General features: G+C 43.6%; 24 protein-coding genes and 3 pseudogenes. 11 read left to right on the forward strand and 16 right to left on the reverse strand.

Annotation, left to right across the window (positions count from 1 at the left end):
- Nucleotides 1–720 carry a glycosyltransferase family 25 protein gene (locus L3V32_RS16310; RefSeq protein WP_237284718.1) on the forward strand — a complete coding sequence of 240 codons (720 nt, stop codon included), beginning with the start codon at nt 1–3 and terminating at the stop codon, nt 718–720.
- Entirely contained in the window at nt 717–1,727 is a 1,011-nt protein-coding gene (locus tag L3V32_RS16315; protein WP_237284719.1) for an alpha-2,8-polysialyltransferase family protein, read from the forward strand. The genes L3V32_RS16310 and L3V32_RS16315 overlap by 4 nt, the downstream gene beginning before the upstream one ends.
- 177 nt (nt 1,728–1,904) lie before the next feature.
- Here L3V32_RS16315 and L3V32_RS16320 read toward each other — a convergent pair.
- The 5 genes and pseudogenes from L3V32_RS16320 to L3V32_RS16340 all read right to left on the reverse strand — a co-directional run bounded on the left by L3V32_RS16320 (nt 1,905) and on the right by L3V32_RS16340 (nt 5,403).
- Nucleotides 1,905–2,558: pseudogene (locus L3V32_RS16320) on the reverse strand (cytidylyltransferase domain-containing protein).
- Nucleotides 2,559–2,574: 16 nt separating this feature from the next.
- Nucleotides 2,575–3,569, reverse strand: a pseudogene (locus tag L3V32_RS16325) (nucleotidyltransferase family protein); the annotation flags it as partial.
- Nucleotides 3,570–3,598: 29 nt separating this feature from the next.
- Nucleotides 3,599–4,084: pseudogene (locus tag L3V32_RS16330) on the reverse strand (polysaccharide biosynthesis protein); the annotation flags it as partial.
- 183 nt (nt 4,085–4,267) lie between these two features.
- The gene (locus L3V32_RS16335; protein ID WP_237284720.1) at nt 4,268–4,984 is read right to left on the reverse strand and encodes a 3-deoxy-D-manno-octulosonic acid kinase; all 717 of its coding nucleotides are present in this window, start codon (nt 4,982–4,984) and stop codon (nt 4,268–4,270) included.
- A gap of 11 nt (nt 4,985–4,995) precedes the next feature.
- Nucleotides 4,996–5,403, reverse strand: coding sequence for a diacylglycerol kinase (locus L3V32_RS16340; RefSeq protein WP_237284721.1), 408 nt, complete (start codon nt 5,401–5,403; stop codon nt 4,996–4,998).
- 107 nt (nt 5,404–5,510) lie between these two features.
- On the opposite strand from L3V32_RS16340, the gene L3V32_RS16345 reads away from it, so the two are divergent.
- Genes L3V32_RS16345 through L3V32_RS16355 form a run of 3 tightly spaced genes read left to right on the forward strand, consistent with a single transcriptional unit; the run spans nt 5,511 to nt 8,154 of the window.
- Complete coding sequence (locus L3V32_RS16345) at nt 5,511–6,566, forward strand: glycosyltransferase family 9 protein (RefSeq protein WP_048624640.1); 1,056 nt, start codon at nt 5,511–5,513, stop codon at nt 6,564–6,566.
- 35 nt (nt 6,567–6,601) lie between these two features.
- Nucleotides 6,602–7,369 (forward strand): glycosyltransferase family 2 protein, encoded by a 768-nt coding sequence (locus tag L3V32_RS16350; RefSeq protein WP_005395793.1) that lies wholly within the window; start codon nt 6,602–6,604, stop codon nt 7,367–7,369.
- On the forward strand, nt 7,366–8,154 hold the full coding sequence (locus tag L3V32_RS16355) for a glycosyltransferase family 2 protein (protein WP_237284722.1): 789 nt from the start codon (nt 7,366–7,368) through the stop codon (nt 8,152–8,154). The genes L3V32_RS16350 and L3V32_RS16355 overlap by 4 nt, the downstream gene beginning before the upstream one ends.
- 30 nt (nt 8,155–8,184) lie before the next feature.
- Here L3V32_RS16355 and L3V32_RS16360 read toward each other — a convergent pair whose 3' ends face one another.
- The 8 genes from L3V32_RS16360 to L3V32_RS16395 all read right to left on the reverse strand — a co-directional run bounded on the left by L3V32_RS16360 (nt 8,185) and on the right by L3V32_RS16395 (nt 14,525).
- Nucleotides 8,185–9,120, reverse strand: coding sequence for a glycosyl transferase family 90 (locus L3V32_RS16360; RefSeq protein WP_237284723.1), 936 nt, complete (start codon nt 9,118–9,120; stop codon nt 8,185–8,187).
- Entirely contained in the window at nt 9,107–9,589 is a 483-nt protein-coding gene (gene coaD, locus L3V32_RS16365; RefSeq protein ID WP_005395788.1) for a pantetheine-phosphate adenylyltransferase, read from the reverse strand. The genes L3V32_RS16360 and coaD overlap by 14 nt, the downstream gene beginning before the upstream one ends.
- Nucleotides 9,590–9,675: 86 nt before the next feature.
- Nucleotides 9,676–10,485, reverse strand: coding sequence for a bifunctional DNA-formamidopyrimidine glycosylase/DNA-(apurinic or apyrimidinic site) lyase (gene mutM / locus L3V32_RS16370; RefSeq protein WP_047009422.1), 810 nt, complete (start codon nt 10,483–10,485; stop codon nt 9,676–9,678).
- A 102-nt stretch (nt 10,486–10,587) separates the two neighbouring features.
- On the reverse strand, nt 10,588–11,064 hold the full coding sequence (locus L3V32_RS16375) for a hypothetical protein (protein ID WP_085343416.1): 477 nt from the start codon (nt 11,062–11,064) through the stop codon (nt 10,588–10,590).
- Nucleotides 11,065–11,339: 275 nt separating this feature from the next.
- Complete coding sequence (gene rpmG, locus L3V32_RS16380) at nt 11,340–11,510, reverse strand: 50S ribosomal protein L33 (protein WP_004410866.1); 171 nt, start codon at nt 11,508–11,510, stop codon at nt 11,340–11,342.
- Between the two features lie 13 nt (nt 11,511–11,523).
- Nucleotides 11,524–11,760 (reverse strand): 50S ribosomal protein L28, encoded by a 237-nt coding sequence (gene rpmB, locus L3V32_RS16385; RefSeq protein ID WP_005384783.1) that lies wholly within the window; start codon nt 11,758–11,760, stop codon nt 11,524–11,526.
- 302 nt (nt 11,761–12,062) lie between these two features.
- Nucleotides 12,063–12,737, reverse strand: coding sequence for a DNA repair protein RadC (gene radC / locus L3V32_RS16390; RefSeq protein WP_237284724.1), 675 nt, complete (start codon nt 12,735–12,737; stop codon nt 12,063–12,065).
- A 114-nt stretch (nt 12,738–12,851) separates the two neighbouring features.
- Nucleotides 12,852–14,525: a methyl-accepting chemotaxis protein gene (locus L3V32_RS16395; protein ID WP_237284725.1), complete on the reverse strand. Its 1,674-nt coding sequence runs from the start codon at nt 14,523–14,525 to the stop codon at nt 12,852–12,854.
- Between the two features lie 193 nt (nt 14,526–14,718).
- Between L3V32_RS16395 and coaBC the strand changes: the two genes are divergently transcribed.
- From coaBC to L3V32_RS16410, 3 genes are all read left to right on the forward strand, one after another.
- Nucleotides 14,719–15,918 (forward strand): bifunctional phosphopantothenoylcysteine decarboxylase/phosphopantothenate--cysteine ligase CoaBC, encoded by a 1,200-nt coding sequence (coaBC, locus tag L3V32_RS16400; protein WP_237284726.1) that lies wholly within the window; start codon nt 14,719–14,721, stop codon nt 15,916–15,918.
- 171 nt (nt 15,919–16,089) lie between these two features.
- Nucleotides 16,090–16,680 (forward strand): nucleoid occlusion factor SlmA, encoded by a 591-nt coding sequence (slmA, locus tag L3V32_RS16405; protein WP_005379386.1) that lies wholly within the window; start codon nt 16,090–16,092, stop codon nt 16,678–16,680.
- Nucleotides 16,681–16,686: 6 nt separating this feature from the next.
- Nucleotides 16,687–17,637, forward strand: a complete 951-nt coding sequence (locus L3V32_RS16410) for a Kdo(2)-lipid IV(A) acyltransferase (RefSeq protein ID WP_237284727.1) — start codon at nt 16,687–16,689, stop codon at nt 17,635–17,637.
- Nucleotides 17,638–17,721: 84 nt separating this feature from the next.
- Here L3V32_RS16410 and pyrE read toward each other — a convergent pair whose 3' ends face one another.
- Together pyrE and rph are read right to left on the reverse strand one after the other, a co-directional pair.
- A complete protein-coding gene (pyrE, locus tag L3V32_RS16415; protein ID WP_005395770.1) occupies nt 17,722–18,363 on the reverse strand; it encodes an orotate phosphoribosyltransferase in 642 nt (213 codons plus the stop codon).
- Nucleotides 18,364–18,467: 104 nt separating this feature from the next.
- A complete protein-coding gene (rph, locus tag L3V32_RS16420) occupies nt 18,468–19,184 on the reverse strand; it encodes a ribonuclease PH (protein WP_104971148.1) in 717 nt (238 codons plus the stop codon).
- A gap of 184 nt (nt 19,185–19,368) precedes the next feature.
- Here rph and L3V32_RS16425 point away from each other — a divergent pair, with 184 nt between their 5' ends.
- The 3 genes from L3V32_RS16425 to L3V32_RS16430 all read left to right on the forward strand — a co-directional run bounded on the left by L3V32_RS16425 (nt 19,369) and on the right by L3V32_RS16430 (nt 21,624).
- Nucleotides 19,369–20,235, forward strand: coding sequence for a YicC/YloC family endoribonuclease (locus tag L3V32_RS16425; protein ID WP_046874112.1), 867 nt, complete (start codon nt 19,369–19,371; stop codon nt 20,233–20,235).
- Nucleotides 20,236–20,419: 184 nt separating this feature from the next.
- On the forward strand, nt 20,420–20,656 hold the full coding sequence (locus L3V32_RS26325) for an Arm DNA-binding domain-containing protein (protein ID WP_374269942.1): 237 nt from the start codon (nt 20,420–20,422) through the stop codon (nt 20,654–20,656).
- Nucleotides 20,542–21,624, forward strand: a complete 1,083-nt coding sequence (locus L3V32_RS16430) for a tyrosine-type recombinase/integrase (RefSeq protein ID WP_374269998.1) — start codon at nt 20,542–20,544, stop codon at nt 21,622–21,624. The genes L3V32_RS26325 and L3V32_RS16430 overlap by 115 nt, the downstream gene beginning before the upstream one ends.
- On the opposite strand, the gene L3V32_RS16435 is transcribed toward L3V32_RS16430, so the two are convergent.
- A complete protein-coding gene (locus tag L3V32_RS16435; protein ID WP_079325070.1) occupies nt 21,616–22,104 on the reverse strand; it encodes a hypothetical protein in 489 nt (162 codons plus the stop codon). The genes L3V32_RS16430 and L3V32_RS16435 overlap by 9 nt on opposite strands.
- Nucleotides 22,105–22,194: the final 90 nt, after the last annotated feature.

The raw sequence follows: 22,194 nt of genomic DNA on the forward strand, positions 1-22,194 counted from the left end.
ATGAAGATATACGTAATTAATTTAAAAGAGTCGGTTGAACGTCGCGAACAGGTGAGAAAAAAACTAGATTCAGTAGATTTTGAGTTTTTTGACGCAGAAAGTATAAAAAAAGATCCACATCACTTTATCTACTCACTTTATGATGAAAGAAAAACACTTAAATATAAAGGCTATAAACTAACGACTCCTGAACTCGGTTGCTGGGCTAGTCATATATCCCTTTGGCGTAAATGTGTCGAAGATAATACCCCTTTGTTAATACTGGAAGATAATATTGAGCTGTTTGATGATCTCAACAAGCAATTAGACAACATCAAAAAGCTAACGGATAAGTATGGTTTGGTAAAACTAGGTAATATCTTTGAACGTAAACATGTGGTAATAACTGTAATCGATACAACGTATAGCCTTATTTCTAATTTGAAAGGAGCTTGCGGCACCTCAGCTTATGCGATAACACCAACAGTAGCGGCGAACTATCTTTCAAAAACTGATGGCTTCTTTGAACCTGTTGATGATTTTATGGACAATGAATGGCGTACAAAGCAAACTGTCTATAGTTACTACCCTCAATTAGTCTCTCGTAGTGATACTGTCTCAACGATAGGCCAACGTAAAGTAAAGTTAAAAACTGACTTTTTAAATAAAATTAGCATTGAAGGTTACCGATTATTTAAACAATGGAATCAAAAAGTTTATAATAAGAGATATAAAAAATGAACTTGTTTATAGTATCAACTCCATTCCAGCTTATTAATGCCCTTGAAGCAATCAAGCAATATAAATGCAAATCAAACATTATATTGCTGAGGGAGCAAGAAAACGAAAATGCAGAAGAACAAATAAAAAAACTATTGAGTCATCATCAATGGGTGGGTATTGTAAAAATAAAAAGAACTCCCCAGACAAGCATATTCCCAAGATTGGTTCTTGTATTAAAAAAAATCAAACAATTAAATCCAAGCATGGTGTTTGATAATGTATTCTATACTGAATATCCAAGTAGAAGAGTAGCAACAATTTTAGGAAATATTAGTATTTTAAATAAGGAAGTAATGTATGATGATGGAACATGGACATTAAAGGCATTTGAGGACTACCTTCAAAAAAACATTAGAGTCAGTTACTCTAACTTTAAGCGAAACTTAATTCTAAATTTATTTGGATTCAAAAAACCAAAAGATTTTCATATACATGAAAAATTTGAACTGTTCACTTTGTTTGATATAGATTCTACTAATTTTAAAATATCTAAAAATAATCTAACTCTTTTAAGAGATCATATAGCTTCTCAAAGCCCAATGTTTAAAAGCACTAATCAAAGAGTTGCTTTCATTGGTGATGGAGCCACTAAAGATGGAATTAATCTTACTGAGTATAAAAAACAATTATCTAAACTAGCAAAAAGCGTTGATGAAGTAATATACTTCCCACATAGAAATGAAGAGAAAGATATCCAGCTATTACTTAGTAATATAAAAAACTTAACATACGCAAGAAAAACAATTCAACCAATAGAGTTTGAAATATGTAAGTATAGCAATATTACTGCTATTTATGGTTACTATTCAACAGCACTTTTTACTCTAAGTAAAAGCTACCCTAATTTACCTATTTATACTAGAAAGCTACGTGATGATGAAATTTTAAACAAGGCTCTTATTAATAGGTTAATACAACTAATTGATAAATATTTGAAGGGTAAAAACATTAATCGATGGCAGTAGTGAAAGTCTATCAATATAGTATTAATTATAATTAGTCTCACACTCTAAATTCATTACCATTCTGTAAATAATGTCACAGCAATCAAAATACTTATAGATACTTAAAAGTTATTTCTGCTACTGCTAATAACGTGACGAATAACTCACTAGACTTTACAATAAGAAAATACCTTAATTCTAAGGTGTTTTCTTCATAAAAAATTCAGCAAATTCAAAATCCAACATCTGGTCGATATCAAAAGAGACTCGGTTATCCATGACATAGGCGTATGACTTAGCGGTATAACGAATTTTTTTGTTCCAGCAGCTCTCTGGCATCAAAAATGTATATCGCTCCATTTAGTCGGTAAAATTCTCCGAGGTCTTGTGAACGATTAAGCGCTTCTGGCCTCAGAACCCGCCCCATCGAGTCATCTTCCGGAAGCGTGTTCGACCACAGCGGGGGGGGGGGCTCACATGGTGTTACAGAAGCCACTGACAAAGTTTGCTTTTCTATGAACAACTCCAGTGCTTCATTAATGTGCTGAGTGGTACGTAAAGGGGATGTCGGTTGTAACAAGACAAGTATCTCATCGCCATTACCAAACTTTTCAAGCGTATAAATCAACACACTTTCTGTTTTCGCTGTATCAGAAGCCAAATGTTTCGGCCGCAATTCAGGAACTTCAGCCCCCGAATTGTAAGGCAATATCTGCGATTTCTTGATCATAAGTACTCACCAATAATTTGTCGATGTATGAGCAACTTTTCGCTACCTCAATAGACTACGCAGCGGTAATACATTTTTTCTAGGCAAGCGCTGCTACCCCTACGAGCAGGAATGAGCGCAATTACTTTTTACCATCAATCAATACAATCCCCCCCCTAACGTATGGATATCTGCTTGAGCGCGATTAAAATCATCCATTCTACTAATGTCAAGCAGTACTCGTGAATTGGAAACATGAGTACATTTTCACGCTCGTTCATATGTTGCTCAAGTAAAGTCGGCATATCAATATGATGATTTCTCGGTACGGATTGGATGACTCTCGGAGATACAACGTATATTCCGGCATTAACAAAAAAGTTGGCTTGGTTTTCTACCATACTGGTAATTCTATTGCCATCCCCATTGATAACACCATACGGGACCTGATAATCAATTCACGGACACACATCGTTACATCAGCTTGATTTTCTGTATGGAACTCAAGAAGTCGCTGAAAATCAACTTTCGTTAAGACATCGCCATTAATCATTATTAATGTCAGGTCTGCTGGTAAGTCCTTAGGTAGCAAACCCAAAGCACCGCCAGTGCCTAACGGAGACTCTTCATAAACGTAGGTGATATTTACTCCGAGCTTAGAACCATCACCAAAATACGGCTCAATCTGTTGCGGCATGTAATGAGTAGAAATGTAAAAATTGGCAAAACCAGCCTTAATAAAGCTTCGAATAACCGTTTCTAGAATAGGCTTACCACCAATTTTGAGCATTGGCTTAGGACAAGCATCAGTCAGAGGCTTCAATCGAGTACCAAAACCGCCAGCCATGAGGAAAACGGGGTTTTGATAGGTTGACTGACGAAGAGCACGTGTAGTGTTCTAGGTCAACAACTTTTCCGTCTTTTAGCAATGAAATAGCAAGTACGCTACTGCCCTCCATTGCTGCAATTAACTCTTCACGAGGAGTATTAATATTAGCCATCAATGGGTTGGTATTCATCACTTGCGCAACATCAGCAGTCAAAGGCAGGTTTTTAGGCACCCCACGACGAATATCACCATCCGTAACGCCCCCCAAAAGATGGTCATTATCGTCAACAACTAGCACAACCCTCAACGCTTCATTGCTTATAACTTATAACTTATAACTTATAACTTATAACACATCAATAACATCTTCATAACACGCTTAGACGCTCCCATCGTATTGACTGTATTTGTTACTTTGTCTGTCGATACACAGAAATATTTCTTCGCTCCAGATTCTATGGATTACAGGATTGTCTTATCTGTATTGAATACATTCACGTCGATCATACGCATAAGTGTGAAGGGATCTTTTTCACTGCGCACGTGTTTCAGCACTGACAACTTCAGCACGTAATCCAGCTGACCATCAGCTTTTATAAACGCATCGTATTCAAGAGAACCAAATCTGCCATGTTATTTTCATTAACATCAACAACATGGAGATTTTTTGGGTTACGTTTAAAAATCTCTTTAGTGACCGCCTGCCCAATAGAGCCTGCCCCGCCTAAAAGCAAGAAAACGAGATTCAGAGACAATCTTTGAGAGCTCAACTTCATGATTTGCGATATCTTGAGTGAATAAAGCATCGGTTCGACCGATAAGTGAGAGTACGTTGCTTATAAACTGCCTAGAGTTTTCCGACTCAGATTTGATTGTTTAGCTGTGCTAAGCATGGAGAGAGAACTTTACTCTTCTTGCTTAATTTTAATAACATTGGCTTTCTATATCGACATAGTAAGGTGCTACTCTGTGAGCGTATCTACTTATTGACTTTGCCATTAAGCGGGCGTTTCACGAAGCGGTTTATACTTTACAGCCGCGATCATAACCGTCCTGAAAATGCTCAAAATCGGATTCTTGCCAAATAATCTGTCGCTTTAAACGCTCTTTATTAAATGAACGCAGGAGTCTATTTAGATTTTGAGCCTTCCAGTCACCAGAAGCTTCAAAACGGCACTTATCAAAATCGATAATCCATACCTTATCTTTGTCGTCGATCAAGATATTGTGGATATTCAAATCGGTATGGTTAACGCCAACCTGATGCATCTTGGCAATTTCTTGCCCTATTTTTTGATACATGTCTGCCGATAAAGACTGTTCTTGCAAAATACTAACCAGATCTCTGGCGTTTGGGATTCGCTCACTTAATAAATCAGCTTGATAGAAAAGTCCTGACTTTACGGCTCTTGCTGCAATAGGACGAGGAACGTGCACCCCAGCCTCGATTAGCGCCAACAAAAGCTGAAACTCTTGCGCACAACGGGTGTTATCCCAGCCAGAGAACCAATAATGATCGTTAACTAACTTCCCAAACAAACCACCACGACGGTAATGACGCAGTGCCGCTTGCATGTTCTCTAGTTGGATAAACCATGTCGTGCCTCGTCCCGTCGCACTGCCAACCACCTTGTCTAAGGACTGCCAGTATTCCGCATCAAATATCGGTTGGCTAGGATCTGTAATGATCTCGTCATCAAACCATATCACTTGGTTGTTGTTTTTGTACTGTTGAGTCATGCGCTCACCCTCTAGCCTAAATATCGGCTCGCTAATATATACAACCAAGTAAATCCGGCGAACGCCAATGCAACCATAACGGCAGCAGAGCCTATGTCTTTAGCTCGACCACTGAGTTCATGCCGCTCAATACCGATACGATCAACCACAGCCTCAATAGCTGAATTCACAAGCTCTACAATCAAGACTAACACCACGACCCCGATCATTAAGATACGCTCAATCATGCCGACATCCACTAGCCAAGCCAAAATCACAGCGAGACTCAACAGAGCCAACTCTTGTCGAATGGCAGCTTCATGCTTAAAAGCCGCTTTTAATCCTTGGATCGAATAACCCGTCGCTTTAACGATGCGCTTTAGCCCGGTATTACCCGGTTTGCCAGATTCTTGCGATTGATGCGGTGTTGTCTTTGACATTGCAGAACACTTATCAGTACTTAGCTATATTCGAGCCGTGTATTTTACATTTATTGGGGATGTCTGCATAATTTACCTGCCTCTATTCATCGAATCAGACAATAATTATGTTCACTTCTGCCCCATCGTCACTATGCGTCTTGCGTTTGTCCGCTATTGGAGACGTTTGCAATACTATCGCCACCATTCAAGCTATTCAGAAACACTGGCCTTCGACCCAGATTACTTGGATAACGGGTAAACTTGAAGCCCAGTTATTAGCCGCCATCGATGGTGTAGAAGTGATTGTTTTTGATAAAAAAGCGGGACTTGATGGCTACAAATCGCTTTGGCGACAGCTGAAAGGCAGAGAGTTTGATGCGCTATTGCATATGCAGTACGCGATTCGAGCGAGTGTCGCGACGTTGGGCATTAAAGCAAAATACAAACTTGGTTTCTCTTCTGATAGAAGCCAAGATTTTCAGACGCTATTTACCAATGTCAAAGTGCCTTCCCCGCAATCTCTTCATGTCGCAGATGGCTTAATGGCCTTTGCCCATCAAATTGGGGTACCAAAGGCAGAACTAGACTGGGTACTTTCTTATTCAGACCACGACCAAGCTTGGGCAGAGTCTCATATTTCTCGTAGTAAACCTAACCTGCTGATTGTGCCTGGTGCGAGCAAAGCTTATAAAAACTGGAACGCGGAAGGTTATGTGGATGTGATTCATCACGCCAGAGCAAAAGGCTGGAACGTGATTCTGGCAGGCAGCCCTGCTCAGGTAGAATTGGACCTGGCAGAGGCCATTCAATCTCGCTTGGAAGAACCGTGTCTAAATTTAGTTGGACAAAGTTCAATTCTGCAAATGCTTGCGTTGATAGATAAGGTCGAAATGGTCATCGCTCCCGATACCGGACCAGCACACATGGCGAATGCAATGAAAACGCCAATCATCGGGCTCTATGCACACCATAATCCGCTGCGAGTAGGGCCTTACCGTTATCTAAAATACGTTGTCTCAGTGTATGAAGAAACGATCTTTGCGGAAACAGGCAAAAACAGTCACGAGTTAAGCTGGCGAACTCGCGCTAAAGATGAAACGGCAATGAACCGCATTACTAACACTCAAGTAATGAGCATGTTCGATCAAGTCTTAGAAGATTTGTATCCTCAATACCAGTAAACTTACTGTCTTGATTTGTTAAGAAGGAAATGACCTTGTCCAAACCAACCTTAGCCGTTGCCTTAATTGTAAAAAATGAAGAGAAGCACTTACAAGCTTGTCTAGACACAGTAAAAGATTGGGTCGATGAGATTGTCCTTCTAGATTCGGGCAGCACTGATCGTACCGAAGAAATCGCCCGACAATACACAGATAAGTTTTACACCAACCTAGATTGGCCAGGATTCGGTAAACAGCGCCAACTTGCGCAGCAATACGTTACGGCAGACTACGTTTTATGGCTTGATGCAGACGAACAAGTCACTCCAGAGCTAAAAGAAAGTATCTTACACGCAGTATCAGCCAATAAGCCGAACGTTTTATACAAGCTTAACCGACTAAGCTCAGCGTTTGGTAAGTTCATCTACCATTCTGGCTGGTCTCCAGACTGGATTGTGCGTTTATATCGCACCGAATATACGCAATATAATGATTCGCTCGTTCATGAAAAAGTTGATGAGAAAAACTATCAAACTGAAAAACTGGATGGTCGACTGCATCACTACACTTACGAGCACCTTCATCATTACATCAATAAGACGACTGGTTACCTTAAGGCCTGGACGGATGAACGTGAAGGTAAAAAGAAAGCGGGTTTAACGACCGCTATCGTTCACGCTCTTGCGAGCTTTTTGAAGATGTATGTTCTCAAACGAGGCTTCCTTGATGGCAAACATGGTTTCATTCTAGCTTGGCTAAGCATGCACTCTACTTTTGTAAAATATATCGATCTCTACTTACGTGAACAGGCAAAAAAATCATGAAAACGACTTTAATTATCACCACTTACAACTGGAAAGAAGCATTAAAAGCGGTGTTAGAAAGCGTGAAACGTCAAACCGTTTTGCCTGATGAAGTCATCGTTGCAGATGACGGTTCTCGAGACGATACCAAAGCAATGATCGACCAACTGCGTGACGGCTTTCCCGTACCACTTATTCATAGCTGGCACGAGGATAATGGCTTTCAGCTTTCAATGAGCCGCAACCGTGCGATCGCCAAAGCATCAGGTGACTACCTCATCATGATTGATGGAGACATGGTGCTGTCCCAAACGTTTATTGAATCACATAAGCAAGTCGCAAAACCAAATTGGTTTGTGCAGGGTGGACGTGTGTTAACGGATGAAAGCTGCAGCAAGGCCATCATGGAAAACGGCTTAGTGCCTTCCATTTTCAGCAAAGGCATTCGCAATCGTAAAAACTGCATCACCAACGCCTTGCTATCGAAATGGTTCTCTTACGAGCGTAATAACGATAAAGCCACTCGCGGTTGCAACATGGCGTTTTGGCGACAAGATGTCTTAGAGGTCAACGGCTTCAACCAAGATTTTGTTGGATGGGGACGCGAAGACAGCGAGTTTGTTCATCGCATGTTGAATGCGGGTAAGTCACGTCTTTACCTAAAATTCGCAGGTGTAGGCTACCACTTGTACCACGTAGAAAACTCTCGTGCGTCACTCGGACAAAATGACGAGATTTTAGAAAACACCATTAAAAACAAGCTTAAACGCTGTGAGAATGGTGTTGATCAATTTCTGGAAGCTTAAGATTATAAAAAGGGGCGTTTCGCCCCTTTTTTATTGTTGCTGAGATAAAGCGAAGTACTTATCGGCAACCATCAATGAGATCAAACGCTCTTTACGTTTATCTTTGAACTGCTCAACCCACTGGTGCGCATTTTCAATGATCGCTAATGCTTCTTGCTCATTCGCTAGATAATAGTCCATCTTTTCGGGCAAATCCGAATAGTCATCCTTCACTTCAACATAGTGGACACCAGCCTCTAACTTACCTTCCATAAACCAAGTCTCATATTTTGGCTTTGACATAATAACCAAGGAGTTAGACGACATAGCCCACTTAAGGTTGGTGGCCACATCATTGCCTTCTATACACAACAAGAACTTGTATTGAAGTTGCTCCTCAATGCTCATAAAGCCTTTTTCCCAAGGCTGCCCTTCTACCGGGCGGGTCTGGCCAATGTTGCATTGCGGATGGTTGTAGAACGCATGAATCACCTTTTGACGATGAGGCTGAAAACCCACACCACGCCAAGCGACCATGTCCTTTTTATCTTGATAGCGAACAGGATCATCAACAAATTTAAAATGACGAACTTGGTTGAGTTTCAATACCACTGAATTTTGGTTGCTACCAAAAATAGGGCGGCTTTTTATAAAGCTCGGTACATTGGGAATGTGTGTAACATCACCGTTGATGTAGTTAAACGCAAAACTGGAAGGGAAATAGCGTACAACTTGGCGAAGATCGAAAAAATACGTCCAACCTTTCGTTTTTTTGAATGTATCGACAGTCGCGTAACTTTGTTCTCGGCTATCGACTGAAAACGGCGTTTCACACTTGTTGTAATAGTTCACCCGCTCAAGGCAGAGTTGCTTCTCGGCTTCAGTTAAATTCGAAAGTAAACGCTTTGCTTGTGCTTGATATACAAAACGAGGGATAAGTATCGAGAGAGCGTTTGAGAAATAATAAGGGAATTTACTGTCTTTCATTCAGTTTTTCCCCAATCGCGATGGCTACTGGCTTGGGAACGAACTGATCGATACTTCCGCCATGAATGGCCACTTCTCTCACGATAGTCGACGATAGAAACGCAAACTCTTCTTCAGGTGTCAAAAATACACTTTCGATACCTGGTAATAGCTTTCGGTACATGTTGGTCAGTCCAAACTCGTATTCAAAGTCTACCGTTGTTCGCAAACCACGAATAAGAACCTTAGCTTGCTCATCTCTCGCGAAGTCCACTAATAACCCAGAGAACCCCTTTACCGTCACCCCCGGTAAATGCGCTACAACGTCCTGCATCAGTGCAACGCGCTCTTCCAATGAAAACATGGTGTTCTTCGATGGGCTTGCGGCTACGCCAATCACAACCTCATCAAACATTTCGTGAGTACGTTCTATTAGATTGAGGTGACCATTAGTCACTGGATCAAAAGTGCCCGGATAAATGACTTTCATATAATTTACTAAGTTATTCGAAACTGATTGAATTATTGAGGCTCGAGCGCAAGATTACAACAACTTAAGCTCTATATTAGTTCGTCTTACTTCTGACAATCATTACAGAAGAAGGTATTACGTTGGCCAATCTTTAGCTCTTGAAGTCGTTCGCCGCATTCTGGGCATGGCTCTCCGGCTTTTCCGTAAACTAATAACTCTTGTGCAAAGTAACCCGGCTTTCCATCGGCTTGCGCAAAGTCTTTCAGCGTAGTCCCACCTTGCGTAATGGCAATCTCAAGTGTCATTTTGATATTTTCAACAAGTAACCCCCACTCTTGAGAAGTCAGCTTACCTGCGGGCCTTGAAGGGTGAATTCGAGATTTAAACAACGACTCATTCGCGTAGATGTTCCCGACACCAACTACGACTTTGTTGTCCATGATGAACTGCTTGACGGCGACACGCTTATTTTTAGCTTTCTCCGCTACATATTCCGCATTGAACTCTTCAGTTAAAGGCTCAGGCCCCATGTTTGCTAGTACAGCATGTGACTCGCCAGGAGCACACCACAGCCATGCCCCAAAACGACGCGGATCGTTATAACGCAGTATTTTTCCACTGCTTAGTTTGAGATCCACATGATCGTGCTTTGCTGGCGGAAAGTCGGCATCTAGAACACGTAAAGATCCCGACATGCCCAAGTGAACAATGGCTGTACCCGTGTTTGTCTCGATCAGTAAGTATTTCGCACGACGGCTAATCGCACGGATCACCTGCCCTTCCAATTTTTTAAGCTCTATAGGAATATCCCAGCGCAATTTAGGCGTTCGAAAAGTAAACGACTGGATCGTTTGTCCAACCATGTGGGGGCTAATCCCCATACGACTGACTTCTACTTCTGGCAACTCAGGCATTAGATTCTCCAATTCACCGGCTAATAGTTCTCGCTGCTAGCATAATCGAAAAGAAAAACGATAAATAGAGAAGCTTATTAGGGGTATAGACGCAAAAAGGCTTTACTCTGGCATAAGGTAGTTTTCATCGACGGAGATAGCGACCCATTTGTCTTGCCAGGTTTTAAATAGCCAGAAATCAGGTAAACGAAAGAAAGTCACCCGCTGCGGCTCTTCGAGATCTTGATACCAGACTTCTACCGTTTCAGGTGCCGTCAGGTTAGGTTTTAAGTGATCGTACTGTTCTGAGGTAAGCTCGGTCCCTTCCAATGATTGCCAACGTGATACAAGTTCACTGATCGGTGCGTCGACTTTGATGTTGGATTGCCATCGTCCATTATGCAGTTCGAACTCCCAGCCACTATAGTACAAAGACTCCACCGTATAGTCGGAGCGAAGTACATTTGGGTAGGGGTCTGCTTGGTCTGTTAATAGGTAAGTTTTGATCCACATCGGCGCATTTAAGATCACTATAAACGCGATAATGCCCAGAATAAGAATATTGTTCCATCGGCGGCGACGAGCCGGACTCACACGCATAACCATCTCTACTCTCTTATAGTTATGAGTAAACTACCAAAGAGTATTGAGCTTGACTAGAACAACGGTGTGCAAGTGTGTAGGGAAGTGGTAACTAAGCGGCAGAGAGCGATCAATCAAAAAATTCGAGTATAGAGTCGGACCAGTAAAATAACTTCGGCAGTACTTTATAATCCGATGACGTACTGAACCTTTTCTTCAGCACTTTTATTCAGGTAATAAAAAACCCAACTCGAAAGTTGGGTTTTTCAATTCATCAAAGAGACTGAAACCAATTATTTGATTTTTGCTTCTTTGTACATAACGTGCTGGCGAACTACTGGATCAAACTTTTTGATCTCAAATTTGCCTGGCATATTACGCTTGTTCTTATCAGTTGTGTAGAAGTGGCCTGTACCTGCAGAAGATACTAGACGGATTTTCTCACGAACGCCTTTCTTTGCCATTGCTTATTTCCTCTTAAACGTTTTCGCCACGTGCACGCATGTCTGCAAGAACAGTATCAATACCTTTCTTGTCGATGATGCGCATACCTTTAGCAGATAGACGTAGTTTAACAAAACGTTTTTCGCTCTCTACCCAGAAACGATGAGTTTGTAGGTTCGGCAGAAAACGACGCTTAGTAGCATTTCGTGCGTGTGAACGGTTGTTACCCGTTACTGGACGCTTACCAGTTACTTGGCATACTCGTGACATGAATGTCTTCTCCAAAATCGTTTCAGCTCGATATCAACCTTGGTGGCCGAACCTCTCTATCTCTCGAAAAGAAGTTAGAGGTTAAGAACCGCTATGGAAAATCCATACAAGGCTATCAAAGGTCGCGCATTATACTAACTTGATATGCATTGCTCAAGACCCGAACAGATCCTTTTTACAGGTTTTCGTGATCTTTTTTTAGACAGCAGATTTTTTTAGCAGTCCAAGCTGAATTCAGTTAAAAATTTAGTGGCGTGGATGATAGCAGATTTTTAGCAACTAACAACCTAAAAAACGCACAGTTATATCCAGCCTCTTTCAGCAAAAGAGACACTTTCCCCATCTCCGATAACGAAATGGTCCAAAATACGAATATCCACCAATGCTAATGCGTCGGTGAGACGCCTTGTAATCCTTCTGTCAGCTTGGCTCGGCTCAGCAACGCCTGAAGGATGATTGTGCGCCAAAATCAAAGCCGCCGCATTATGATGCAAAGCACGCTTGACGACTTCTCTCGGATACACCGACGCGGCATCCAACGTTCCTTCAAATAAAATTTCATCTTTTATCACTCGGTGCTGGTTATCGAGAAAAAGAATATAAAAAGCCTCTCTTTGCCGATCCCTTAAAATAGAAGAAAGATATAACTTAGTTTGGTCGGGGCTGGTTAAGGCGTCACCACGCTTTAGCGTTTCCGCTAAATAGCGCTGCGTCATTTCTAGTACCGCTTGCAACTGAACATACTTGGCTTGTCCCAACCCTTTATGACGACAAAACTCTTGCTCTGATGCTGAAAATAGTTGTCTTAGCGAACCAAAGTCTTGAATAAGGAATTCTGCAAGTTCAATTACGTTCATTCCGTGGGTGCCCGTCCGCAAGAAGATGGCCAGTAGCTCAGCATCGGTCAATGCTTGCGGTCCTCGTTGCAACAACTTCTCTCTGGGCATGGACTCAGTTGGCATAGCTTTCAGTATCATCTGATGTCTCTTTATATGGAAAGTGCCCCTATTCCACAAAACAAAAAGCGAAAGTCGAGTGTGACTTTCGCTTTCTTCGTACCATCAGTGCTTTCAATGCAACTTAACAGTTCATCAGAGTTTAAAGTTGCCAACCAAGCCGTGAATTTCTGTTCCAGATTGTGATAGCTGCGTGCTGATTGACTCGGCATGCTGCAACGTCTCATTAATGTTGTTCACGATCTGTTGAATAGCCACTAAGTTTTGGTTGATGTCTTCTGCAACCGCACTTTGCTCTTCGGCAGCAGACGCGGTTTGAATACCCATATCTCGAATTGTTCCGATAGAATGATGAACACTAGAAAGAGATTGCTGAATGAGCGCCGATTCTTCCACCGTTTTTACACCTCGTTTTTGGCTCACCGACATCGTACTGACCGCTCTTGATACACCATTTTGTAGCTGCTTAAGCATGTCACCAATTTCATGAGTACTATTTTGCGTACGACTGGCTAGCGAGCGAACTTCATCCGCAACGACGGCAAACCCTCGGCCTTGCTCACCCGCTCTAGCCGCTTCAATCGCCGCATTTAGGGCCAACAAATTCGTTTGCTCAGCTATCTCGCCAATCACATCCAGCACTTTGGTTATTTTTTCGGTTTGTAAACTCAACTCAGAAATTGCATCTGACGTACTGTCTATCTCCCTCACTAGCTCGGTAATGCCTTCAATTGCTTGTTCCACTTCACGCTGAGCTTCGGTAACTTGACTGTTGGCATCCTCAATCGCCTGTGCAGTCGCATTGGTATTGCTCGCTACTTCTTTCGCTGTCATGCTCATTTGTGTCACCGCAGTCACGACTTTGTCCGTCTCTAAACAGTGATCCTGCATTTGACCGCTCGCTTGGCTGGTCTGAGTGTTCAGGCTTTGAGAAACGGTCTGTACTGTCGTCGCAGAGCGGTGGATATCCTGCATCAGTGGGTGCAGCTTATCCATAAACTCATTAAACGCGGCCGCCACTTCACCGACTTCATCCTGACTTTCGACTTTTAAACGAGCCGTTAAGTCACCGCCGCCTGCGGCTACATCTTTCAATGACGCCGCGACATGTTGTAATGGCTGAATGCCTTTCGACACCACGATACTGGTGAGAACACTGGTAATGATCAACCCAACAACGGAAATCAACACGGCAGATAACGTATGCTCTTTTAGCTCTTGAGTCTTTAACTCTCTGTGCATCGCAACTTGCTGGTCGATGTCATCAATATAAACACCAGTGCCTAAAACCCAGTCCCATTTCGATAAATATTCTGCATAGCCTAGCTTAGGCGCTTGTGCGTCAATGGTCGGTTTGTGCCACGAGAAATAGAGGAACCCATCCCCTTTTTGAGAAGCATCAATCAAGCCCGCGATAACTGCGACCCCATTTTCATCTTTTAAATCGTAAAGGTTTTTACCCTCTAAAGAAGGTTTGATGGCATGTAACGTATTCACACCTTGAGAGTCGTAGGCAAAAAAGTAACCATCGCTTTCAAAGCGCATGGCTTTCAGAATTTCTTTTGCTGCCTCTTTATTACTTCCATTTACATCCGTGTCGTATAACGGTTTTATCGCCGTCACACCCATCATCATGTAGGCTTGTAACTCTTTCTTTTTCGTTTCGATGAGCTCTTGCCTGTCTCTTGCCAGCTCCGCTTCCAAACTTTTACTGCTGTTGATGTAATACACCACTGAGATCAACGTAGTGATCAACAACAACGGAATTAGGGTTATCAGCAGCAATTTGTTTCGACTTTTCAACACCATGGTTTCCAGCACCTCTTTTTCTTTTCAGACTTGCAAACTCCGCGCAACTTGTCTGTGAGGTAGGCGAGAATTTTCCCTTCCTCGGTCAGATTAATACTCTGGAGTTTGATGTGAATTATCTTCTCGTTATATATGCTCGGGCGGTCAGACTTTGAATTGTGTTAAAATCCGGTCATCAAATTGGAGATCTCACATGCAAACACTAGCAGGAAAGAAAATTCTACTCGGCATCAGTGGCGGTATTGCCGCGTATAAATGTGCGGAGCTAACCCGTCGCCTCATAGAGAGAGGAGCGCAAGTTCAAGTGGTAATGACGAAAGCAGCAAAAGAGTTCATTACCCCTTTAACCATGCAAGCCGTTTCGGGCCGTCCAGTCTCGGACAGTTTACTAGACCCAGCAGCGGAAGCCTCTATGAGCCATATTGAATTGGCCAAATGGGCAGATTTAGTGCTATTAGCGCCCGCGACCGCGGACTTAATCGCGCGCATGTCCGCAGGCATGGGGAACGATTTACTTACTACGCTCGTGCTCGCGACGGATTCCCCTGTTGCTGTTTCTCCTGCGATGAATCAACAGATGTATCGCAATATCGCAACCCAAGAGAACATCGCTACGTTAGCGCGTCGTGGTATGCACATCTGGGGCCCTGCGGCAGGAGAGCAAGCCTGTGGTGATATAGGACCAGGTCGAATGCTGGAACCAATGCAGCTAGTACATCTATGTGAACAGTTCTTTCAACCAAAATTGCTAGAAGGTAAGTCGATACTCATTACCGCCGGACCAACTCGCGAAGCGATTGATCCAGTGCGTTACATTACGAACCATAGCTCCGGGAAAATGGGCTATGCATTGGCGATCGCCGCAGCGCAGATGGGAGCAAAAGTCACCCTCGTGAGCGGTCCTGTCAGTTTAAATACGCCCGTAGGTGTTGAGCGCATAAATGTTTCCAGTGCACAAGAGATGCACGAAGTCGTTATGACACACGCAAACAAGCATGATGCGTTTATTAGCTGCGCTGCTGTTGCCGATTACCGCCCACAAACGATCGCGTCTCAAAAGTTGAAAAAGACAGAAGACAACGACGAAATGGTCATTAATATGGTTAAAAATCCTGATATTGTTGCATCTGTGGCAGCAATGACGGAGAAGCGTCCGTTTACCGTCGGTTTTGCGGCTGAAACCAATGATGTAGAGACCTATGCTCGAGGCAAGTTAACAAAGAAAAACCTCGATATGATCTGTGCAAACGACGTTTCGGTTGCAGGGCAAGGATTTAACAGCAACGACAACGCAATTACCCTTTACTGGCCTGAAGGTGAACTTGCGCTCGCTTTAGAATCAAAAGAAGCATTGAGCTTTAAAATTCTCGAAAAAATGCATCAATTGATGTAACTAACGTTTGAAAAACCTGCCAATTTTTTACAAAAGCTGGCATAAATTTGGTACAAAAATGACAACTAAGGGTGTTAAATCTCCCATTCCACCCTTAGTGGTCTAGTTTGAGGCGAAATAGCGTCTTATAATCCCCTCCGCTCAACTTTGTATTTTGAAAGGAAGTAACTAATGGCCGGCAGTAAAAAATCCAACCGTCGTGAAGAGATCTTACAAGCATTGGCAGAAATGCTTGAATCAACAGATGGCGCTTCACGCATTACTACGGCAAAACTGGCCAAGCAAGTCGGCGTTTCAGAAGCCGCGCTGTATCGTCATTTCCCAAGTAAAGCGCGCATGTTCGAAGGGTTGATTGAGTTCATTGAAGAAGCCTTGATGACACGTATCAACCGTATTCTAGACGACGAAAAAGATACTCTAGAGCGTATTCGTATGGTGATGCACCTGATTTTGGCGTTCTCTGAACGTAACCCTGGTCTGACACGCATTTTGTCGGGCCATGCTCTAATGTTTGAAAATGAACGCCTACGTGAACGCATCAATCAACTCTTTGAGCGCATAGAAACACAATTGCGCCAGATCCTGCGTGAACGTAAGATTCGTGAAGGGAAGTCTTTCCCTGTCGAAGAGCGCATCCTAGCCGCGCAAATTCTGGGACAAGTTGAGGGTAGCCTAAACCGCTTTGTGCGTAGCGACTTTAAATACCAGCCGACTGCAAACTTTGACGAGTACTGGGCGCTTTTGAGTGCACAAATAAAGTAAAAGATTATGAGTAAAGACAAATACACGCAGCCCGAGTTTTCTCTTTCACTTCTTCACCCTCGTAACTGGGGCGTATGGCTTGGGTTTGGTCTGTTGGCCATCCTCGTCAATATTCTTCCTTATCGGCTGCTGCTTTCATTAGGTCGTTCACTCGGCAAACTTGGCATGCGCTACGGTAAAAAGCGTGTCCACGTTGCTCAACGTAACTTAGAGTTGGCCTTTCCAGACAAAACACCTGAAGAGATTCAACATATTGTTGAAGAGAACTTCAAAAATACCGGTATGGCACTCATAGAAACCGGGATCACTTGGTTCTGGCCGACTTGGCGCTTTAAAAACCTGATCGTCGAGAAAGATCTCGGCGCACTGCGTGAAAAAGCCAAAGAAGGTAAAGGCGTCCTACTTTGTTGTGTCCATGCTCTTAATCTAGAGATCACTGCGCGTGCTTTCGCCGTGTTAGGCGTGGCCGGGTACGGCGCGTTTCGTCCGCATAATAATCCTGCTTATAACTTTATCCAGTATTGGGGACGGACACATAACGGCAATAAATTGATTGATCGTAAAGATGTAAAAAAGATGATTCGTGTATTACGCAGTGGTGAGCGTCTGTTCTATCTGCCGGATCACGATTACGGTCGAAAAAAATCTGTATTTGTGCCCTTCTTTGCCGTAGACGATACGTGTACGACAACAGGTACAAGCATTCTGGCGTATACCTCAAAATGTGCGATCATCCCAGGCTCAGGGTTTCGCAATGGTGAAGGGAAATACGACATCATCGCCGATAAGTGCATTGAAGCCGACTATCCACAAAAAGACGAAGTCGCCGCTGCCGCTTATATGAACAAGTATGTGGAAGAGGTCATCCTACGCGCTCCAGAGCAATGGATGTGGCTCCATAAACGCTACAAAACCATGCAAGATGAGCATGTCGAGAAAGGCATTCGCTATAAGTAAGTCGTCAAGGCGATAAATCCAAAAACAAAAAAAGGGCAGATGGATATCCATCTGCCCTTTTTACTTTTTCAGAAAAATAACAAATTAAATGCCGTATTCCGAGCGATAGGCTTTAACTGCTTCCAAGTGCTCAGCAGCGTCACCTTTCTCTTCTAAGTAAGTCACAAGATCACCCAAACTTACAATTGAAATCACGGCACAACCAAAGTCACGCTCAACTTCTTGAATCGCAGAAAGCTCGCCCTTGCCCTTCTCTTGGCGGTCGATAGCAACCAGTACACCAGCAAGGTCTGCGCCATTTGCTTGAATGATTTCCATCGATTCACGAATCGCAGTACCTGCTGTGATTACGTCATCCACTAGCATGATTCGACCTTCAAGCGCAGAGCCTACAAGGTTACCGCCTTCGCCGTGATCTTTCGCTTCTTTACGGTTGAAGCAGTAAGGCGTGTCGATATCGTGGTGATCCGCCAGCGCGACTGCCGTTGTCGTTGCAATAGGAATACCTTTGTACGCAGGGCCAAACAGTACATCGAATTCAATGCCAGAATCAGCGAGCGCGGCTGCGTAAAAACGGCCTAGACGTGCGAGATCACGACCAGTATTGAAAAGACCAGCGTTAAAGAAGTACGGGCTTTTACGGCCAGATTTCAAAGTAAACTCACCAAACTTAAGAACTTCTTTCTCAAGTGCAAACTCAATAAACTCACGCTGGTATGCTTTCATTATTTTCTCTCTATGTCCTTGGTTTCTTGTGTCTCTTCTCGACAATCATTCATTTCTCTATTGTCGAGATAAAAAAATAGCCCCCATAATGGGAGCTATCTAAATCAATTGGCTAACGCCGCCTTCTGCGCTGCGACAATTTCCGTAATGCCGATTTTCGCCGACTCGAGCAATGCCATCAGCTGTTCGTGACTGAACGGTTCACCTTCTGCGGTGCCCTGAATTTCAATCATCTTACCTTCTTCGGTCATTACAACGTTCATGTCTGTGTCTGCCGCTGAATCTTCAACGTACTCAAGATCACACAATACTTCATCGCCTAGCAAACCAACTGAAACTGCCGCTACGTGGCCTTTCATTGGATTCGCTTTTAGCTTACCGCTATCCACTAGGTGTTGGAACGCATCGGCCATTGCAACACTTGCGCCGCTGATCGATGCAGTACGCGTACCACCGTCAGCTTGGATAACGTCACAGTCAACGGTGATCATGAACTCACCCATGGCTTTTAGATCGACAACGGCACGTAGGCTTCGCGCGATAAGACGCTGAATTTCCATCGTACGGCCACCTTGTTTGCCGCTTGCCGCTTCACGACGAGTACGAGAATGTGTTGCTCGAGGTAGCATGCCGTATTCAGCTGTAACCCAGCCTTTACCTTGACCTTTTAGCCAACGTGGCACAGATTCTTCGACGGTCGCATTACACAACACTTTGGTGTTACCGAACTCAACTAGCACTGACCCTTCAGCGTAAGCTGTGTAGTTACGAGTAATTTTGATAGGGCGAACTTGATCCGCCTTGCGATCGTTTGGACGCATGGGCATCTACCTTAAATATGAGGAGAAGACGATTTGGTTGGGCGAAGATTATAACGGAATCGATTCCGGATTCATAGGTTACGCCGCTGGCACAACATAAACAATCCATACATCCCGCGCACCTATCGACGCAGCGTGATACACTCTTGAAGTAATTTTCAAAAAATGAAGACAGGAAAATTCGATGATTTACAGTATGACAGCGTATGCACGCAAAGAAGTAAAAGGCGACTGGGGTTCTGCGGTATGGGAAATCCGCAGCGTGAACCAGCGTTATTTAGAAACATACTTCCGCATGCCAGAACAATTTCGTGGATTAGAGCCCGTTTTACGCGAGCGTTTTCGTAAGCGCTTAGCGCGAGGCAAAGTGGAATGTAATCTGCGTTTTGAAGCAAACCCTGCTGCAAAAGGTGAGCTTAGCATCAACGAAGCGCTTGCTAGCCAGGTAATTAAGGCCGCTGAACAAGTCATGCACATGACTGGTGAACTGAGCCGAATCAATCCATTTCAAGTCATGCAATGGCCGGGGGTAATGGAAACGCCAGAGCAAGACATGGATGCGGTAAATAAAGTGCTACTAGAAGCGTTTGATGGCGCAATGGATGAGTTTATTGAAGCGCGTGCTCGTGAAGGCGAGAACATGAAAGCGCTGATTGAACAGCGTTTGAACGCCATTTCTGCAGAAGTCGTAAAAGTGCGTGCGCGCATGCCAGAAATTTTAGAATGGCAACGTGAGCGACTATTCTCGAAGTTCGAAGACGCTAAAGTGGAACTGGATCCGTCTCGTATCGAGCAAGAGTTGATTTTGCTAGCGCAAAAATCGGATGTTGCTGAAGAGCTCGATCGCTTGGACTCTCACGTAAAAGAAACCACAAACATTCTGAAAAAAGGTGGCGCAGTGGGTCGTCGTCTGGACTTCATGATGCAAGAGTTCAACCGTGAATCGAACACGCTAGCGTCGAAATCCATCAGCACCGACATCACCGCATCGGGCGTTGAACTGAAAGTTCTGATCGAACAGATGCGTGAGCAGATCCAAAATATTGAATAAGGTATTTTGAGTCTTTTTGAGCTTACTTAAGCTTACCAAGCCCCTGTAAATAGGGGCTTTTTTGTTTTCAGAAGATTTCAGGTCTTGGCCTCTGTTTTCAACCAACTGGTGAGTTTAGTGGTGAGTAGGATTGATCTAGTATGCCCTTAAATGGTGAGTAACTTTCCATGACAAGGAGAACACTATGGGCAAGCTCAATGCACGTAAAGTCGCCGCTTTAGCCAAAGATGAACCACGCAAAACCGCAGACGGTAATGGCCTGTACTTCGTTGTACCCGCATCTGGAGAACCGTTTTGGATCTTGCGATTTTCAATCAACGGCAGTCGTCCAGAAATGACACTGGGTCCTACCCAGAACTATCCCTTGCTGACGCACGCGATGCCGCCTTCCAGCAGCGAAAGCTCATTAAACAAGGCATAAATCCACTGGCCGAACGTCAACGCCGTCAATGGTCAGGTATAGAAACCGTCGAGCAACTGTTCGATGATTGGTATAAAAACGATCTTCAAGTAAGACTGCAACACGCCAACATCCCCAAGCGTATCTACACCAAAGAAATCCACCCAGTGATGGGCAAAATAAGAATCGATCAAGTCACTGCTCTTGATGTAAGAGAAGTAATCAAGCGCGTCGTAGATAGTGGCCGCAAAAGCATCGCAAATGACACCTTGATGTACATGAAACAGCTTTTTCGACATGCAAACAAACTCGACCTCACACAGTTCAACCCGGCAGCAGCTTTTCGTGTCAACGACGCAGGAGGTGTTGAAAAAAGTCGAGAGCGTGTTTTGACCGAAGACGAGATAGCAACTGTGTTTCGAGTGTTCAGAGAGAACAATGTAAGCTTTACACGAGAAAACTATCTAGCTTGCTGCTTATATCTAGTGCTAGGCGTCAGAAATAGCGAGCTCTGCCAAGCGCCTTGGGATGAGTTTGATTTAGATAATGGGATCTGGGAGCTCCCCAAAGAGAGAACCAAAAATGGCATACCATTAACTATCCCACTTCCTCGCCAAGCTGTGGAATGGCTGCAAGAACTCAAAATCAGAGCTCTTGATTCCGATTATGTATTTCCGAGTAGAAGGAGGAGCAAAAATCCATACATGGGCTCAGATACAATAACCACCGCTATTAAATATCTGTTTGGTCGTGACAAAGAGAGGCCAACCAAAAATAAAATGGAAGGGGTTGATTACTTTGTTGTCCATGACCTGCGTCGTACCTTCAGAACACTGGCTTCAGCCGAGGGCATTGATGGTCAAGTGGCTGAAAGGTGTCTAAATCACAAACTCAAAGGGGTTGAAGGCATCTACAACCGCCACGATTTTCTGGAGGAGCGACGAGAAGCACACCAGAAGGTTGCAGATCGTATATGCCACTTACTGTGATCGACAAGGGTACGCATTCTTAAATGCATCATACAGATTTACCCTTAAACCAGGCCCTGTAAGCAATGTACTGGGCCCTGGAGTAAAATCAGGCTGTTCTCGATACAGCAGCTCAAGGGATCGATCGACATGAGATCTTACTGATTCAAACTGAATGTTTCTTGGTAAGCAAAGCTGACCATTATCTTGAGGCATACTGACCCAACGCACGACATCATTTGCTCTTTTAAGATCAGGGCGAAGTAACGCCGCATCTTCAACCCACTGAGTCCAAAAAGAGGCTGATTGCAAAAAACCTTTTAGGAAAAAGTTGCACGCTTGGTTAGGCTGACCGCACATCTGCTTCCAGTCACCATATGTGAGCTCATAACTAGGCACAGCATATGCTTGGGCAGATAAACCTACCGATAAACATACACTGAGGACTTTCAACGGTACACCACTTCTCGTTTTTCTTTTAAGTGCAAACTTACTAGGCATTTTTGCTCTCCATGACTATTCCATCAACCACAAAGCTTAGATATCCTAAGTATACAGAATCATAAAAAACTTAGAAGATCTAAGCATCTA

Origin of the sequence: Vibrio sp. J2-4, from assembly GCF_021728155.1 — a bacterium.
Taxonomy (GTDB): domain Bacteria; phylum Pseudomonadota; class Gammaproteobacteria; order Enterobacterales; family Vibrionaceae; genus Vibrio; species Vibrio diabolicus.

Excerpts from the sequence above, each read along its gene's own strand:
- L3V32_RS16310 (WP_237284718.1), top strand. The coding sequence starts at position 1 with ATGAAGATATACGTAATTAATTTAAAAGAGTCGGTTGAACGTCGCGAA.
- L3V32_RS16315 (WP_237284719.1), top strand. The coding sequence starts at position 717 with ATGAACTTGTTTATAGTATCAACTCCATTCCAGCTTATTAATGCCCTT.
- L3V32_RS16335 (WP_237284720.1), bottom strand. The coding sequence starts at position 4,984 with ATGACTCAACAGTACAAAAACAACAACCAAGTGATATGGTTTGATGAC.
- L3V32_RS16340 (WP_237284721.1), bottom strand. The coding sequence starts at position 5,403 with ATGTCAAAGACAACACCGCATCAATCGCAAGAATCTGGCAAACCGGGT.
- L3V32_RS16345 (WP_048624640.1), top strand. The coding sequence starts at position 5,511 with ATGTTCACTTCTGCCCCATCGTCACTATGCGTCTTGCGTTTGTCCGCT.
- L3V32_RS16355 (WP_237284722.1), top strand. The coding sequence starts at position 7,366 with ATGAAAACGACTTTAATTATCACCACTTACAACTGGAAAGAAGCATTA.
- L3V32_RS16360 (WP_237284723.1), bottom strand. The coding sequence starts at position 9,120 with ATGAAAGACAGTAAATTCCCTTATTATTTCTCAAACGCTCTCTCGATA.
- coaD (WP_005395788.1), bottom strand. The coding sequence starts at position 9,589 with ATGAAAGTCATTTATCCGGGCACTTTTGATCCAGTGACTAATGGTCAC.
- mutM (WP_047009422.1), bottom strand. The coding sequence starts at position 10,485 with ATGCCTGAGTTGCCAGAAGTAGAAGTCAGTCGTATGGGGATTAGCCCC.
- L3V32_RS16375 (WP_085343416.1), bottom strand. The coding sequence starts at position 11,064 with ATGCGTGTGAGTCCGGCTCGTCGCCGCCGATGGAACAATATTCTTATT.
- rpmG (WP_004410866.1), bottom strand. The coding sequence starts at position 11,510 with ATGGCAAAGAAAGGCGTTCGTGAGAAAATCCGTCTAGTATCTTCTGCA.
- rpmB (WP_005384783.1), bottom strand. The coding sequence starts at position 11,760 with ATGTCACGAGTATGCCAAGTAACTGGTAAGCGTCCAGTAACGGGTAAC.
- radC (WP_237284724.1), bottom strand. The coding sequence starts at position 12,737 with ATGATACTGAAAGCTATGCCAACTGAGTCCATGCCCAGAGAGAAGTTG.
- L3V32_RS16395 (WP_237284725.1), bottom strand. The coding sequence starts at position 14,525 with ATGGTGTTGAAAAGTCGAAACAAATTGCTGCTGATAACCCTAATTCCG.
- coaBC (WP_237284726.1), top strand. The coding sequence starts at position 14,719 with ATGCAAACACTAGCAGGAAAGAAAATTCTACTCGGCATCAGTGGCGGT.
- slmA (WP_005379386.1), top strand. The coding sequence starts at position 16,090 with ATGGCCGGCAGTAAAAAATCCAACCGTCGTGAAGAGATCTTACAAGCA.
- L3V32_RS16410 (WP_237284727.1), top strand. The coding sequence starts at position 16,687 with ATGAGTAAAGACAAATACACGCAGCCCGAGTTTTCTCTTTCACTTCTT.
- pyrE (WP_005395770.1), bottom strand. The coding sequence starts at position 18,363 with ATGAAAGCATACCAGCGTGAGTTTATTGAGTTTGCACTTGAGAAAGAA.
- rph (WP_104971148.1), bottom strand. The coding sequence starts at position 19,184 with ATGCGTCCAAACGATCGCAAGGCGGATCAAGTTCGCCCTATCAAAATT.
- L3V32_RS16425 (WP_046874112.1), top strand. The coding sequence starts at position 19,369 with ATGATTTACAGTATGACAGCGTATGCACGCAAAGAAGTAAAAGGCGAC.
- L3V32_RS26325 (WP_374269942.1), top strand. The coding sequence starts at position 20,420 with ATGGGCAAGCTCAATGCACGTAAAGTCGCCGCTTTAGCCAAAGATGAA.
- L3V32_RS16435 (WP_079325070.1), bottom strand. The coding sequence starts at position 22,104 with ATGCCTAGTAAGTTTGCACTTAAAAGAAAAACGAGAAGTGGTGTACCG.